Origin of the sequence: Pseudomonas sp. S04 (assembly GCF_009834545.1) — a bacterium.
In the GTDB taxonomy this organism is placed as follows: domain Bacteria; phylum Pseudomonadota; class Gammaproteobacteria; order Pseudomonadales; family Pseudomonadaceae; genus Aquipseudomonas.
Window position 1 is genome coordinate 391,029 of sequence record NZ_CP019427.1, and the last position, 14,429, is coordinate 405,457.

Sequence of the window (14,429 nt, forward strand, 5' to 3'; positions counted from 1 at the left end):
GGGCTTGAACAACATGGACTGTATCTTTTGCAAAATGCTCGCCGGCCAGGCACCCATGCACCTGATCTGGGAGGACGAAGCCCACGTGGCATTCCTCTCCAGCCGTCCCAATACACCGGGCTTCTCGGTGGTCGTGCCCCGGCAGCACGTTGGCAGCTACGCGTTCGCCCAGTCGGATGAGGTGTTGTCAGGCTTGATGATCGCCGCGAAAAAAGTCGCGCTGCTGATCGACCGCGCGCTGCCGGACGTCGGCCGCACGGGCTTGATGCTGGAAGGCTATGGCATCGACCATTTGCACGCCAAGCTCTTCCCCATGCACGGGACGGGCGACTCCAGCGCCTTCAAACCCATCAGTTCCAACGTCGACAGGTTCTTCGAGCGCTACGAAGGCTATATCTCGTCCCATGACTTCAAGGGTGAGCTCAACCACGACCTCGCGGCCCTGGCGCAGCACATTCGCCAGGTTGGCGGGTACGACGCCTGAACCGGGAGGCTGTTGCCAGCCTCGCGTGTGCCACCGATCAGACCCTGAATTTACCCACCAGCATCTGCAGATGAGTACCCAACCGCGCCAGCTCGACGCTGGAGGCGGCGGTCTCCTCACTGGCGGCCGAGGTCTGCTCGGACACATCACGCACATTCAGCACGCTGCGGTTGATCTCTTCGGCCACGGCGCTTTGTTGCTCGGCCGCGGCGGCGATCTGCTGGTTCATTGCCTGAATCGCTGAGACGGTGCGGGTGATGTTGTCCAGCGAACCGCCCGCGCGGCGGGTGAGCTCGACGCTGCTGTCGGTCAGGCTGCGGCTGTTGTCCAGGATGGTGGCGACCTGCTGGGTGCCGCTCTGCAGGCCAACGATCAGTTCCTCGATCTCTTCGGTGGACTTTTGGGTGCGTTGCGCCAGGCTGCGCACTTCATCGGCGACCACGGCAAAACCTCGGCCGGCCTCACCGGCCCGCGCGGCCTCGATTGCGGCATTGAGGGCCAGCAGGTTGGTTTGCTGGGCCACGGACTTGATCACGTCCAGCACGCTGCCGATCTTGTCGCTCTCGCGCTTCAGATCGCCCATGGCGACCGTGGAGTGGCCGACCTCGGTGGCCAGGCGCTCGATCTGGGCGATGGCTTCGCCGACCACTTTGTCGCCTTCACGGGCCTGCTGGTCGGCCGCGACGGCGGCCTCCGAGGCCTCTTCGGCGTTACGCGCGACTTCCTGCACGGTGGCGGCCATTTCGTTCATCGCGGTGGCGACCTGATCGGTCTCGACCTTCTGGCTGTTGACCCCGGCGCTGGTCTGCTCGGTCACCGCCGACAGCTCTTCGGCAGCGCTGGCGATTTGCGTGACGCCATCGCTGATCCCGCCAATCAGCTCGCGCAGGCCGACGATCATGCTCTGGATCGCGCGCTGCAGTTGGCCCAGTTCGTCGCGGCGCTGGGAGATCAGGTTGTGCGTCAGGTCGCCGGCGGCCACCCGCTCGGCGGCCTTGAGGGCCTGGTTCAGCGGGATGATGATCTGCCGGGTGATGGCCCAGGCAGCGATCAGGCCGAACACCAGGGCCAGCACCGTGCTCAGCAATAGGGTGTTCTTGGCGTGGGCGGCGTCGGTGTCGCGGACGACCGTCTGCGACAGCGTGAGTTTTTTGCTCAGTTCCAGCAGGACGTCGCCTTGATGGGCCATGTCCTTGAGTGCGGTGGCGCTGGCCACCTGGGCATCGCGGTACTGGCTGACCGCCGCGCGGTAGCCGATCAGCGAGTCGCTGGCCTGTTGCAGGTTGCCGACGTGCTGCTCGGGCAGTTGCGCGGGCAGGGCCTTGAGGTAGTCGAGGGCTGCGTCGATGGCGGCCAGGGCCGGCTGTTCGGCCTCGGCCTTGCCGCTGTAGGTGTAGCCGCGGACCTGGAAGCGCGCCTGCTGGAGCAGTTTGCTGAGGTCGATGACGCTGTTGAACTGCGCCACGTTGTCGCCTTGCAGCAGGGCTTTCTCCACTTCGTTGACGCGGGCCACGGCAGCGTCAGCGGTCGCGCCCAGCTTGGCTCTGGCGGCTTCACGATGGGTGGTGGCCTGGGTCATGTCGGCGAAGGCGTGCCGGTACTCGCTGAGGGCTTCCAGTTGCTCATTGAGTATGGCGGCGTCGGCGGGCTGCTCGATCATCGTCAGGGCGCTCTTGAGGCCCTGGTCGAGGTTGTTCAGCACCTCGTTCACCGCCGCCGGTCCTTGCTCGCCGTGACGCATGTCATAGTCCAGGCGGGCAATGCGCAGGTCTTTGGTCAGTGCGGCGAGGCTGGAGATGAAGCCGAGCTTGTCGCCCCGGCTGATGATGCTGCTCATGCCCGACCAGCCGTTGACGGTGATCAGCAGGGTCATCAGCAAGACCAGGCCGAAGCCGATGCCCAGCTTGCGATTTACGCTCACATTGCCAAGGTTCTCGGCTAACCATCGGTACATGCTGCAGACTCCCCATTGATTCGAATTATGGAGAGTCTATCGGCCGACTAAAGAGAATCTGTAGGTGCTCCTACGATCCTGGGGATCAGAATAGGCGAGCGAGCAGTGCGGTGACTGCGGTTTCGACTCGCAGGATGCGCTCGCCGAGCTGTACCGGTTGCAGTCCGGCCTTGCCCAGCAGGTCGATTTCGTAGGGGATCCAGCCGCCTTCCGGGCCGATGGCCAGGGTCACGGGCTCGGTCAGCCCGCGAGGGCAGGGTGGGTGGTTGCCAGGGTGGCCGACCAGCCCGAGGGTGCCCTCGACGATGGCCGGCAGGCGGTCTTCGACGAAGGGCTTGAAGCGTTTTTCGATGACGATTTCCGGCAGCACGCTGTCGCGGGCCTGCTCCAGGCCGAGGATCAATTGTTCGCGAATCGCCTCGGGCTCGAGGAAGGGGGTCTGCCAGAAGCTCTTTTCGACCCGGTAGCTGTTGACCAGCACCACCTTGGGCACGCCCATGGTGGCCACGGTCTGGAACACCCGGCGCAGCATCTTCGGCCGAGGCAGGGCGAGGACCAGGGTCAGGGGCAGCTTGGCCGGCGGTGGCTGGTCAAGGCTGACCCGCAACTCGGCTTCGCCGGGTTCCAGGCGCAGCACTTGGGCCGCACCCATCAGCCCGCCGATGCGTCCGACGCGCATGCTGTCACCGACTTCGCAGCGGTGCACTTCCTGCATGTGGGTCAAGCGCCGATCGCGCAGCACGACCCGGTCGGGCGCAATGAAATCGGCCTCTTCGAGGAGCAGCAGGTTCACGGTTGGGTCGCTGGCGGCTGGTCGTTGTGATCGTCAGCCGGCTGGTCGTCCGGATGCTCGCCACGTTTGCTGATCAGGCTGCCGAACAGGATGCCGATCTCGAACAGCATCCACATCGGCACGGCCAGCAGGGTCTGGGAGAAGATGTCCGGCGGGGTGAGGATCATGCCCACCACGAAGCAACCGATGATCACGTACGGGCGGATCTTGCGCAGGTACTTGACGTCGACCACGCCGATCCATACCAGCAGGACCACGGCCACCGGGATCTCGAACGCCACGCCAAAGGCGAAGAACAGCGTCATGACGAAATCCAGGTAACTGGTGATGTCGGTCATCATCTCCACGCCGGCCGGGGTGGCAGCGGCGAAGAACTTGAAGATCAGCGGGAACACCAGGAAGTAGGCGAACGCCATGCCGGCATAAAACAGCACGATGCTCGACACCAGCAATGGCACGGCAATGCGCTTCTCGTGCTTGTACAGGCCCGGTGCGATGAAGCCCCAGATCTGATGCAGGATCACCGGGATCGCCAGGAACAGCGAGACCATCATGGTCAGCTTCAATGGCGTCAGGAAGGGCGACGAGACGTCGGTGGCGATCATCGTCGCACCCGCCGGCAAGTACGCCCGCAGCGGTGTCGAGACGAAGGTGTAGATCTGCTGGGTGAAGGCAAACAGCCCGGCGAAGATCAGGAAGATCGCCGCGACACAGCGCAGCAGGCGGGTACGCAACTCGGTGAGGTGCGAGACCAGCGGCATGTGTTGGTCGTTCTCTGGAATATCGCTCATGGGGCTCGCGGCGCCGGTGTTGGGTCGTGGGGAGCAGGCGCAGCGGTGGCCGCCGGCTCGGTGACAGGTGCGCTGACGGTGGCCGCTGCTGGCTCGACTGCCGCGGTGCTCACCGCTGGGGCAGGCGTGGCTGGGGAGATCGGCGTTTCAGTTGGCGTCGGCTGCTGCTGGAGCGGATTGAGGATTTTGCGCGCCTCCTGCTCCAGCGACAGAATGTGCTCGTTGTGCAATTGCCGACGGATTTCGTCGGCACCGATTTCACGCTCAACTTCCTGTTTGATCGCGTTGAAGCTGCGCTTCAGGCGCCCGACCCACAGGCCGGCGGTGCGCGCAGCGCCCGGCAGGCGCTCGGGGCCCAGCACCAGCAGGGCAACGAGGCCGACAAGCAGCAGTTCAGAGAAGCTGATACCAAACATTAGTCTGTGCTCACGAGTCTTTGCGGGTCGGCTCTTCGACTTTCTGGGCCTGCACGTCAATGGTGTGCGGCTCGTTCAGGGTCGAAGCCTGTGGCTGCACGGGCGGTGCTGGCTGTGCGGTCGGTGGGACCACCGGTTCGGCGGGTTTTTCGTCATCGTTCATGGCCTTGCGAAAGCCCTTGATCGATTCGCCAACGTCGGTGCCGAGGTTTTTCAGTTTTTTGGTGCCGAATACCAGCACTACCACCACCAGAATGACGACCCAGTGTTTCCAGTCAAAAATGCCCATCTTGCTGCTCCTCTCTAATCGTTATTCAGTTGGCTGGACGCGAGGCTTTCTCGTCGTGCCCGGACAGGCCGAAGCGGCGGTCCAGTTCGTCGAGTACCGCCTGCGGATGCTGCCCTAACTGGGCCAGCATGACCATGCTATGGAACCACAGGTCGGCGGTTTCGTAGATGACATCGCTGCAATCTCCGCTGACGGCGGCGTCTTTGGCGGCAATGATGGTCTCGACCGACTCTTCGCCGACTTTCTCCAGAATCTTGTTCAGGCCCTTGTGGTAAAGGCTGGCGACATAGGAGCTGTCGGCGGCGGCGCCTTTACGCTCTTCCAGCACCTGGGCCAGGCGGGTCAGGGTGTCACTCATGGCTGTGTCCTGCAGAGTAAATGGCGTGCGGGTCCTTGAGCACCGGGTCGACGGTTTTCCAGTCGCCGTTCTCGAATACGCGGTAGAAGCAGCTTTGGCGCCCGGTATGACAGGCGATGTCGCCGATCTGCTCGACCATCAGGATGATCACGTCGGCGTCGCAGTCCAGGCGCATCTCATGCAGGGTCTGCACGTGGCCGGACTCTTCGCCCTTGCGCCACAGCTTGCCACGCGAGCGTGACCAGTAGATGGCGCGGTTCTCGGCAGCGCTGAGCTCCAGTGCTTCGCGGTTCATCCAGGCCATCATCAGCACGCGCCCGGTCTTGTGGTCCTGGGCGATCGCCGGCACCAGGCCGTCACTGTCCCATTTGATCTCGTCCAGCCAGTTTTTCATCTTCGACTCCGACAGCCGGGCCCAGCATCTGCGCTGGGCCTGGGCGATTTGAAACAGTGTGCCAGCCGACAACCCGGCTGGCTATCGGCGAACGACCAGATACAAACCCACCGCGAGCATAATTGCGCCCGGCCAGTGGCCCAGTTCGTTCAGCGGACCACCGGCCAGCAGGATCGCACCGCCGGCCAGGTGGGCGGCACCGAGCAGGCGCAGGAACCAGTCGTCCGAGCGCCGATGCCAGGCCACGGGCGGGTTGGCGGCGTGGGGTTGGGTCATGCGTTCGAGCAGGTCGCGGGTCATGTTGGCCAGGTGCGGCAGTTGCTCGACCTGGTTGTGCAGGTTGCCCAGCAGGGTTTTCGGGCTGACGCGTTCACGCATCCAGCGTTCGAGGAACGGCTGGGCGGTGTTCCACAGGTCCAGGTCCGGGTACAGCTGGCGGCCCAGGCCTTCGATGTTGAGCAGGGTCTTTTGCAGCAGGACCAACTGCGGCTGGACTTCCATATTGAAGCGCCGAGCCGTCTGGAACAGGCGCATCAGCACCTGGCCGAAGGAAATATCTTTTAACGGTTTTTCGAAGATCGGTTCGCATACCGTGCGGATCGCCGCTTCGAATTCGTTGAGTTTGGTTTCCGCCGGTACCCAGCCCGAGTCGATGTGCAATTGGGCGACACGCCGGTAATCGCGCTTGAAGAAGGCGAACAGGTTGCGCGCCAGGTAGTCCTGGTCTTCCGGGGTCAGGCTGCCGACGATGCCGCAATCGATGGCAATGTACTGCGGGCTCCACGGGTTGACCGTGCTGACGAAGATGTTGCCCGGGTGCATGTCGGCATGGAAGAAGCTGTCACGGAACACCTGGGTGAAGAAGATCTCCACGCCGCGTTCGGCGAGCATCTTCATATCGGTGCGCTGGTCGGCCAGGGTTGCCAGGTCGGTGACCTGGACCCCGTAGATGCGCTCCATCACCAGTACTTTTGGCCGGCACCAGTCCCAGTAGACCTGGGGCACGTACAGCAGGGGCGAGCCGTCGAAGTTACGCTTGAGTTGGCTGGCGTTGGCCGCTTCGCGCAGCAGGTCGAGTTCGTCGTAGATGGTTTTTTCGTAGTCCTGGACCACGTCCACCGGGTGCAGCAGGCGTGCATCGGCGGAGAGTTTTTCCGCGGTGCGGGCGAGGATGAACAGCCACGCCAGGTCTTGCGCGATGATCGGCTTGAGGCCTGGGCGAATGACCTTGACCACCACCTCTTCGCCGCTTTTCAGTTGCGCGGCATGCACCTGGGCTACCGAGGCCGAGGCCAGGGGCTCGATGTCGAAGCGGCTGAACACCTCGCTGATCTTTTTCCCCAGTTGCTCTTCGATCAGCTTGACGGCCAGTTGCGAGTCGAAGGGTGGTACTCGGTCCTGCAGCAGCATCAGCTCATCGGCGATGTCTTCGGGCAGCAGGTCGCGGCGAGTGGAGAGGATCTGCCCGAACTTGATGAAGATCGGCCCCAGGTCCTGCAGGGCCAAACGCAGGCGCACGCCCCGGCTCAGTTCCAGGGTCTTGCGCGGGAACCAGCGCCACGGCAGGGCATAACGCAGTGCCAGGAGGAACCAGGGCAATGGCAGGGCGAACAGCAGGTCATCGAGGCGGTAGCGGATCACGACGCGCTGGATGCGCAACAGACGGCGGACGGCGAGCAGCTTCATGCGTTATCGCTTGAGTCGAGGGATCGGGAGAGACGCTCCAAGCGCGCCTCAAGACGTTCCAGATCGAGTTTGATCTGGTCCAGCTCACTGAACCGCGCTTCGGCTTCGCGTTGCCCGACCAGGGTACGCGACTCTTCGGCGAGGTATTCGGCCAGGTTCTGGTTCAGGCTGGTGAAGCCTTGTTGATACCAGCGCGCGCGGCTGCGCAGGTGGCCGCCGAGCAGTTGCGTGGCGACTGGGCCCAGCCAGCGTGCGAGTTCGTACTCCCAGTCCAGCTCCAGGTCCTGCAGCACGCCAGCCAGCTCCAGCAGCACGCCGCTGTCACCGTCCAGCTCGACTTGCGGGCTGTGCAGCACTGCGGTCTTGTCCTTGCTGATGGCCAGCTTGAGCAAGCTGGCCGCCGGTGCGCGCAGGGTGCAATCGGCTTCGGCTGCCCAGTGGGCCGCCAGCATCAGGCCCTCATCGCTGGGCAGGATGAACAGCTGCAACGCCGGGCTGCGGCACTCGACGGCAATGACCTTGCCGTTCAAATGGGCCAGGCGCGGCAGCGCCGTGCTGTCGAGCCGCAGGACCCGGTTCAGGCCGAGTTCGACGCTGGCGAGCAGGCCGGCGAGCAACATCAGGGCTTGATGCCGCGGTGCAGGGCAACGATGCCTGAGGTCATGTTGTGGTAGGTCACTCGGTCGAAACCGGCCTCGACCATCATCGACTTCAGGGTTTCCTGGTTCGGGTGCATGCGGATCGACTCGGCCAGGTAGCGATAGCTTTCCGGATCATTGAGGATCAGTTTGCCGACCATCGGCATGAAGGCGAACGAGTAGGCGTCGTAGACCTTGGACATCAGGGCGTTGGTCGGTTTGGAGAACTCCAGCACCAGCAGGCGGCCGCCAGGCTTGAGTACACGCAGCATCGAGCGCAGGGCGTCTTCCTTGTGGGTGACGTTGCGCAGGCCGAAGGCGATGGTCACGCAATCGAAGTGGTTGTCCGGGAACGGCAGCTTTTCCGCGTCGGCCTGGACGAACTCGATGTTGCCGGCCACGCCTTTGTCCAACAGGCGGTCACGACCGACCTTGAGCATGGATTCGTTGATGTCGGCCAGCACTACCTGGCCGGTCGGGCCGACCAGATGGGAGAACTTGGCAGCCAGGTCACCGGTACCGCCGGCGATGTCCAGGACCCGATTGCCTGCGCGCACACCCGACAGCTCAATGGTGAAGCGCTTCCACAGGCGGTGCATGCCGCCGGACAGCACGTCGTTCATCAGGTCGTACTTGGCCGCTACCGAGTGGAACACCTCAGCGACTTTTTCCGCTTTCTGGCTTTGCGGAACGTTTTTGAAGCCGAAGTGTGTGGTGGGTTCGGCATCGCTGCCTTTGCGCTGATCAGTCATATCGCCGTCACCAAAAGAGAATGCGCGACATTCTAATCCCCAGGGCCTGCTTTGTCTTGGCAAGGCTGAATGTAAGATAGGCAACCGCCGGGACCTTTTGACGCAGTCGGGGTCAAGATGTCTTGAGCAAGTCCCGATCAATCAGGAGTCAATCAATGGCCCGTATTAGTGTTGAACGTGCCCACGGCCTGGGCAAGGAAGCGGCGCGCGAGAAGGCCGATAAACTGGCCGAGAAGCTGGCTGCACAGTATGGCCTGGAGCCCAAATGGGCGGGCGATACCCTCAATCTCAAGCGCTCGGGGGTCAAGGGCGCAGTGCATGTGGGTGAGGATTCGATCCGGGTCGATGTCGAGCTCGGCCTGCTGATGTCGGCGATGAGCGGGACCATCAAGGCGGAAATCGAAAAAGCCCTGGATAAAGCCCTGGTCTGATTGTGAAGTATCCAGCATCGATGCGGCCTGACCCGCCGCCATCGCGGGCAAGCCCGCTCCCACAAAGATTGTGGGTGTATGCAAAATCAGCGAGCAGCCAAAGCGCACTGTGGGAGCGGGCTTGCCCGCGATGAGGCCGGTCCATTCAACATCGATAGTGCCTGACCCACCGTCATCGCGGGCAAGCCCGCTCCCACAAAGATTGTGGGTGTATGCAAAATCAGTGAGCACCCAAAGCGCACTGTGGGAGCGGGCTTGCCCGCGATGAGGCCGGTCCATTCAACATCGATAGTGCCTGACACGCCGCCATCGCGGGCAAGCCCGCTCCCACAAAGATTGTGGGTGTATGCAAAATCAGCGAGCAGCCAAAGCGCACTGTGGGAGCGGGCTTGCCCGCGATGAGGCCGGTCCATTCAACATCGATAGTGCCTGACCCACCGCCATCGCGGGCAAGCCCGCTCCCACAAAGATTGTGGGTGTATGCAAAATCAGCGAGCAGCCAAAGCGCACTGTGGGAGCGGGCTTGCCCGCGATGAGGCCGGTCCATTCAACATCGATAGTGCCTGACCCGCCGTCATCGCGAGCAAGCTCGCTCCTACATAGGTTTGTGGTGTATCCAGCGGTTTGTGTCGGTTCTTAGGGTGCCGTTTCTAATTTTTCTACCTACCTTGTGCCTGAGCCCGACTCTTTTGCGGGCAGTTCCTCAAACCTTCTGCGCGTGAGGTGCACCATGGCCAAAGTTACTTTGAAGAAAAAAACTGACGTTCAACCTGCCCCGGTGAACGAAGTGAAATCCTATGCCCGCAAGATCTGGCTGGCAGGCCTGGGTGCCTACGCCAAGGTCGGTCAGGAAGGCAGCGAATACGTTCAAGAGTTGATCAAGGCTGGTCAATCTGTTGAAAAGAAAGGCAAAAAAGTTGTTACGGAACAACTTGAAGCGGCCAACACTCAGATTGATAACGTCAAGGGTGATGTAGTCAGTCTCAAGGACCGCGTTGAAGTGCAGCTTGATAAAGTCGAGAAGGCTTTTGATACGCGTGTCGCCAGTGCCTTGAATCGTGTCGGCATTGCGTCTAAACATGACGTTGAGACACTCTCTGCTAAGCTCGATGAGCTAACGGCATTGCTCGAACGTGTCGCGCGTAAACATTAAGGAGAACGGGATGGCTGGTAAAAAGAATACTGAAAAAGAAGGCAGCTCGTGGATCGGGAAGGTCGAAGACTACTCCCGCAAAATCTGGCTTGCTGGTTTAGGCGTGTACTCGAAGATCGACACTGACGGTAGCAAGCTCTTCGATACACTGGTCAAGGATGGCGAGAAAGCCGAGAAGCTCACCAAGAGCGCTGTCGGTAAAAAAGTCGACGCCGCCAAGGACTCCGCTTCTTCGGCCAAGTCGCGCATCAGTGGGGTCAAGGATCGCGCGCTGGGCAAATGGGACGAACTGGAAGGGGCTTTCGACAAGCGCCTGAACAGTGCCATTTCGCGCCTCGGTGTGCCGAGCCGCAACGAAGTGAAAGCCCTGCACAGCAAGGTCGACACCCTGACCAAGCAAATCGAAAAACTCACCGGCGCCAAGGTTGCCCCCGTAGCGGCCAAAACCGCAGCGGCCAAACCGGCAGCCGCCAAGACTGCCGCCAAGCCACTGGCCAAGGCTGCAGCTAAACCGGCTGCCAAGCCAGCCGCCAAGCCGGCCGCGAAAACCGCAGCTGCCAAGCCTGCCGCGGCCAAGCCCGCCGCCAAACCTGCGGTGAAAGCTGCAGCAGCGAAACCTGCCGCCAAACCCGCAGCCGCGAAAAAGCCGGCAGCCAAGAAGCCTGCAGCTCCCAAAGCTGCCGCGCCGAAAGCCCCAGCGGTCGCTGCCAAGCCGGCCACTGCGGCTGCTGCGGTCAGCCCGGCGAACTCCGCCGCCGCGCCAGCACCTGCTGCGACCCCGACTGCTACGCCAGCACCTTCGGCGCCAACCAGTCAGTCCTGATATTCCCGGGACAGATAAAAACGCCCGGCCTGCGAAGGTCGGGCGTTTTTGTTGTGCGCGAATCGGCATCCAGCCCTTACGCCTGGCCTTCGAGGTATTGCAGCGCCAGGCGCTCGGTGGCGAGCTTGGCCGGCGGCAGCAGGTGGGGGGCGACCAGCATCATGATCTGGTAGACCACCACCCGCACTTCACCTTCACGGTCGAGAATTCGCTGGTAGTCCAGGGAGAACAATAGGGTCATGGTGATCTGTTCGACCAGTTGGCCCAGGGCCTGGGTGTCGCTGACCAGTTGGCCTTCGGCCTTGAGCCGGGCGAGCAGCGAGGCCAGGGTGCGCTTGATGGCATTGAGCAGGTTACGGATGCCCTTGGCCAGTTTCGGCAGGCGTCCGGCCAGGTTCGACAGGTCCTGGAACAGGAAGCGGTAGTGCGCCAGGCGCTCGATGATCAGATGCAGGAACAGCCAGTAGTCTTCCGGCGCCAGCCGGGCGTCCGACGGCGGATCGAGCAGCGGCGTCAGTTCACTCTGGAAACGTTCGAACAGCCCCAGGATCAACGGCTCCTTACCGTGGAAGTGGTAGTAGAGGTTGCCGGGGCTGATCCCCATTTCGTTGGCAACTTCCATGGTCGAGACGTTGGGTTCGCCCTTCTGGTTGAACAACAACAGGGCACATTCGAGAATCCGGTCGCGGGTTTTCATCCAGTCTTCTTAGTTGTCGAGCCTTGAGTGCCACGGCCTGTTCCCGGCCGTGGCGTCGAGAAAAATCAGCGCACCCGTACGTAGGTACCGGGCGCCGCCTCCATGGGTGGGTAGTGCTGATTGCCCAGGGCCATCAGGGTTTCCCGTTGGGCGCCGGAGCGCTCCTGGATCCATGCAAGCCATTGGGTCCACCAACTGCCGTCGACATGGCTGGCGTCGTAGTACCAGGCCCGAGGGTCGCTGGTCAGCTTTTCACTTTCGACGTAGTTGGCCTTGGGGTTGCCCGGCGGGTTGAGGATGCTCTGCACGTGACCGCTGTTGGACAACACGAAGCGGCGGTTGCCGCCAAGTAGGAGCGTGGAGCGGTACACCGCATCCCAGGGCGTGATGTGATCGTTGATCCCGGCCACGCTGAAGCTGTCGACGTTGACCTTCTGCAGGTCGATCGGCGTGCCGCACACTTCGAGGCCGCCCGGATGGGTCAGCGGGTTGTGTTTGAAGAAGTCCAGCAGGTCGCCGTGAAAGGCGGCCGGCAGGCGCGTGTTGTCGTTGTTCCAGTAGAGGATGTCGAACGCGGGCGGTTCCTTGCCCAGCAGGTAGTTGTTGACCCAGTAGTTCCAGATCAGGTCGTTGGGGCGCATCCAGGCAAACACCTTGGCCATGTCGCGGCCTTCGAGCACACCTTGCTGGTAGGAGCGTCGCTTGGCCGCTTCCAGGGTCTGCTCGTCAGCGAACAGAGTGGCGGGGCTGTCCAACTGGCTGTCGAGCAGGCTGACCAGGTAAGTGGCGCTGGAGATGCGCCGCAGTTGCCGCTTGGCTTGCAGGTGGCCCTGCAGCGCAGCGATGGTCAGGCCGCCGGCGCAGGCGCCCATCAGGTTGACCTCGCGGCTGCCGGTGATGGCCCGGCACACGTTCATGGCTTCTTCCACGGCCTCGACGTAGCTGGACAGGCCCCATTCGCGGTGGCGCACATCCGGGTTGCGCCAACTGATCATGAACACCTGCAGGCCGTTTTTCAGGGCGAACTGGACGAAGCTGTTGCTGGGGCTCAAGTCAAAGATGTAGTACTTGTTGATCTGCGGCGGCACCACCAGCAACGGCTTGGCGTACTGCTTTTCGCTCATGGGCTTGTATTGCATCAGCTCCAGCAGTTCATTGCGAAACACCACCGCGCCGGTGGTGGTGGCAACGGTCTTGCCGACCTCGAAGGCGTGCTTGGTGATCTGGCTGGGCAGCCCGTTGTTGTGCATCAGGTCATCGAACAGATGGCTCAGGCCGCGGACCAGGCTGTGGCCGCCGGAGTTGAACAGTTCCTTGATCGCCAACGGGTTGAGCAGGGTATTGGAGGGCGATACCGCATCGTTGAGCAAGGTGAAGGCAAAGTGCGCGCGGGCGCGATCGTCATCGGGCATGCCGCTTTCGTCGATCCAGCGTTTGACTTGTTTCTGCCAGCTCAGGTAGGCCTGCAGGCTGCGTCGGTAAAACGGATTGAGGGTCCAGCTGGGGTCGGCAAAACGACTGTCGGCGGCGTTGGGTTGGTGCAGGGTCTCACCCAGCAACACGCGGCCCAGTTGGCCACCCAGTGCCAGTGCGTGCCGGGCACTGTGTACCGGGTGACGCAAGCCGTGGGCGGCGACGTTGCGCAAGGTCGAGAGCAGGTCCCGGCCGCGCAGACCGGTGATCGCACTCTGGGCATTGATGAATGCAGCGGCTGTGGGCAAGGTGCCCGGCGCTGGTTTGTCTCGCATGAGTCAACACTCCTTCGTCAAGCCGTGAACAAGTCCCTCATTCCCGCCAGCGCACCTCAGGTGCCGCCATAGGGTGCCGGGTGCGGGTGCATCACCGCCCGCTGCCGTTCTTCCTGGAGGAACTTCATGATGATCGGGGCGACGGCCTCGGCCCGGGTGATCAGGAATAAATGACCGTCGTCGATTATGTGTAGCTGGGCGTTGGGAATACGCCAGGCGAGCAGGCGCATATTGACCAGCGGGATCAGCGGGTCGTCGTCACCGGCCAGCACCAGGGTCGGCTGGTGGATCTTGTGCAGCCAGTGGATGCTGGTCCAGCCCAGCCCCGCGAAGAGCTGCCAGTAGTAGCCCAGCTTGCCGGCGGAGCGGACTTTGCTGGCGTGGTCGGCGGCGAGGTTAGGGTCACGGCGAAATGAGCCACCGTAGATCATCGGCGCAATGCGAATCACGTGGGATGGTTGGATATAACGCCGTGGGCTGGCCATCATCCACAGCACTTTCGGCTTGCCCGGCACCATCACCGCGCCGGCCGCCGTGGCCGCCAATACCAGCTTCTTGCAGCGCTCGGGGTAGTCATGGGCGAACTGCTGCGCCAGGGCGCCGCCCCAGGACACGCCGATCACGTTGACTTGGCCGTAGTCGAGGTAATCGAGCATCCGTGCGGTCAGCTTGGCCAGCCCGGGAAAGCGATACGGCCGGCGCGGCGTCGATGAACCGCCGACACCGGGCACGTCGAAGGCAATCACTTCCAGGTCCGGGTCCAGCGCCTGGACGAACGGAAACACCAGCTCCAGGTTGGCGCCGATGCCGTTGAAAATCAGCAAGGGCGTCAAGTGAGGCTTGCCGGGGCGTACCGCAGTGCGGAGGGTCTGGCCATCCAGGTCGACGGTACGAAAGATGAACGGTTGCGGCATGCTTCAGGCCCTGTGGGTCACGTTCTCAAATTCATCCTCGGCAACCTGTGGGAGCGGGCTTGCCCGCGATAGCGCAGGATCAGTCAGCGCATTGGCTGAAGCTGCTGC

General features: G+C 62.5%; 17 protein-coding genes. 4 read left to right on the plus strand and 13 right to left on the minus strand.

Features of this window, described 5'->3' with window-relative positions; all coding sequences use genetic code 11:
• Positions 1–13: 13 nt before the first annotated feature.
• Complete coding sequence (locus PspS04_RS01660) at positions 14–484, plus strand: HIT family protein (RefSeq protein WP_159993244.1); 471 nt, start codon at positions 14–16, stop codon at positions 482–484.
• A 37-nt stretch (positions 485–521) separates the two neighbouring features.
• Here PspS04_RS01660 and PspS04_RS01665 read toward each other — a convergent pair whose 3' ends face one another.
• The 10 genes from PspS04_RS01665 to ubiE all read right to left on the minus strand — a co-directional run bounded on the left by PspS04_RS01665 (position 522) and on the right by ubiE (position 8,555).
• Complete coding sequence (locus tag PspS04_RS01665; RefSeq protein ID WP_159993246.1) at positions 522–2,438, minus strand: methyl-accepting chemotaxis protein; 1,917 nt, start codon at positions 2,436–2,438, stop codon at positions 522–524.
• Positions 2,439–2,523: 85 nt separating this feature from the next.
• On the minus strand, positions 2,524–3,231 hold the full coding sequence (locus tag PspS04_RS01670; RefSeq protein WP_159993248.1) for a 16S rRNA (uracil(1498)-N(3))-methyltransferase: 708 nt from the start codon (positions 3,229–3,231) through the stop codon (positions 2,524–2,526).
• Positions 3,228–4,022, minus strand: coding sequence for a twin-arginine translocase subunit TatC (tatC, locus tag PspS04_RS01675; protein WP_095167298.1), 795 nt, complete (start codon positions 4,020–4,022; stop codon positions 3,228–3,230). Before tatC ends, PspS04_RS01670 begins: the two co-directional genes overlap by 4 nt.
• Positions 4,019–4,438: a Sec-independent protein translocase protein TatB gene (gene tatB / locus PspS04_RS01680; protein WP_095167297.1), complete on the minus strand. Its 420-nt coding sequence runs from the start codon at positions 4,436–4,438 to the stop codon at positions 4,019–4,021. The genes tatC and tatB overlap by 4 nt, the downstream gene beginning before the upstream one ends.
• 10 nt (positions 4,439–4,448) lie before the next feature.
• Positions 4,449–4,727 (minus strand): twin-arginine translocase TatA/TatE family subunit, encoded by a 279-nt coding sequence (locus PspS04_RS01685; protein ID WP_095167295.1) that lies wholly within the window; start codon positions 4,725–4,727, stop codon positions 4,449–4,451.
• 25 nt (positions 4,728–4,752) lie between these two features.
• Entirely contained in the window at positions 4,753–5,085 is a 333-nt protein-coding gene (locus PspS04_RS01690; RefSeq protein ID WP_095167293.1) for a phosphoribosyl-ATP diphosphatase, read from the minus strand.
• On the minus strand, positions 5,078–5,479 hold the full coding sequence (hisI, locus tag PspS04_RS01695; RefSeq protein WP_095167291.1) for a phosphoribosyl-AMP cyclohydrolase: 402 nt from the start codon (positions 5,477–5,479) through the stop codon (positions 5,078–5,080). The genes PspS04_RS01690 and hisI overlap by 8 nt, the downstream gene beginning before the upstream one ends.
• Before the next feature lie 81 nt (positions 5,480–5,560).
• Positions 5,561–7,165 (minus strand): ubiquinone biosynthesis regulatory protein kinase UbiB, encoded by a 1,605-nt coding sequence (gene ubiB, locus PspS04_RS01700; protein ID WP_159993250.1) that lies wholly within the window; start codon positions 7,163–7,165, stop codon positions 5,561–5,563.
• Positions 7,162–7,785, minus strand: coding sequence for a ubiquinone biosynthesis accessory factor UbiJ (locus tag PspS04_RS01705; protein ID WP_095167287.1), 624 nt, complete (start codon positions 7,783–7,785; stop codon positions 7,162–7,164). The genes ubiB and PspS04_RS01705 overlap by 4 nt, the downstream gene beginning before the upstream one ends.
• A complete protein-coding gene (gene ubiE, locus PspS04_RS01710) occupies positions 7,785–8,555 on the minus strand; it encodes a bifunctional demethylmenaquinone methyltransferase/2-methoxy-6-polyprenyl-1,4-benzoquinol methylase UbiE (RefSeq protein ID WP_095167285.1) in 771 nt (256 codons plus the stop codon). Before ubiE ends, PspS04_RS01705 begins: the two co-directional genes overlap by 1 nt.
• Before the next feature lie 155 nt (positions 8,556–8,710).
• Here ubiE and PspS04_RS01715 point away from each other — a divergent pair, with 155 nt between their 5' ends.
• The 3 genes from PspS04_RS01715 (at position 8,711) to PspS04_RS01725 (ending at position 10,962) form a co-directional block, all read left to right on the plus strand.
• The gene (locus PspS04_RS01715) at positions 8,711–8,986 is read left to right on the plus strand and encodes a polyhydroxyalkanoic acid system family protein (RefSeq protein ID WP_095167283.1); all 276 of its coding nucleotides are present in this window, start codon (positions 8,711–8,713) and stop codon (positions 8,984–8,986) included.
• Between the two features lie 730 nt (positions 8,987–9,716).
• Entirely contained in the window at positions 9,717–10,139 is a 423-nt protein-coding gene (locus PspS04_RS01720; RefSeq protein ID WP_095167281.1) for a phasin family protein, read from the plus strand.
• Positions 10,140–10,149: 10 nt separating this feature from the next.
• Complete coding sequence (locus tag PspS04_RS01725; RefSeq protein WP_159993252.1) at positions 10,150–10,962, plus strand: phasin family protein; 813 nt, start codon at positions 10,150–10,152, stop codon at positions 10,960–10,962.
• Positions 10,963–11,038: 76 nt separating this feature from the next.
• Here the strand turns inward: PspS04_RS01725 and PspS04_RS01730 are convergent, their stop codons facing one another.
• The 3 genes from PspS04_RS01730 to phaZ all read right to left on the minus strand — a co-directional run bounded on the left by PspS04_RS01730 (position 11,039) and on the right by phaZ (position 14,321).
• Positions 11,039–11,659: a TetR/AcrR family transcriptional regulator gene (locus tag PspS04_RS01730; RefSeq protein ID WP_095167277.1), complete on the minus strand. Its 621-nt coding sequence runs from the start codon at positions 11,657–11,659 to the stop codon at positions 11,039–11,041.
• A gap of 65 nt (positions 11,660–11,724) precedes the next feature.
• Complete coding sequence (gene phaC / locus PspS04_RS01735) at positions 11,725–13,407, minus strand: class II poly(R)-hydroxyalkanoic acid synthase (RefSeq protein WP_159993254.1); 1,683 nt, start codon at positions 13,405–13,407, stop codon at positions 11,725–11,727.
• Between the two features lie 56 nt (positions 13,408–13,463).
• The gene (gene phaZ, locus PspS04_RS01740) at positions 13,464–14,321 is read right to left on the minus strand and encodes a poly(3-hydroxyalkanoate) depolymerase (RefSeq protein ID WP_095167273.1); all 858 of its coding nucleotides are present in this window, start codon (positions 14,319–14,321) and stop codon (positions 13,464–13,466) included.
• Between the last annotated feature and the right edge of the window lie 108 nt (positions 14,322–14,429).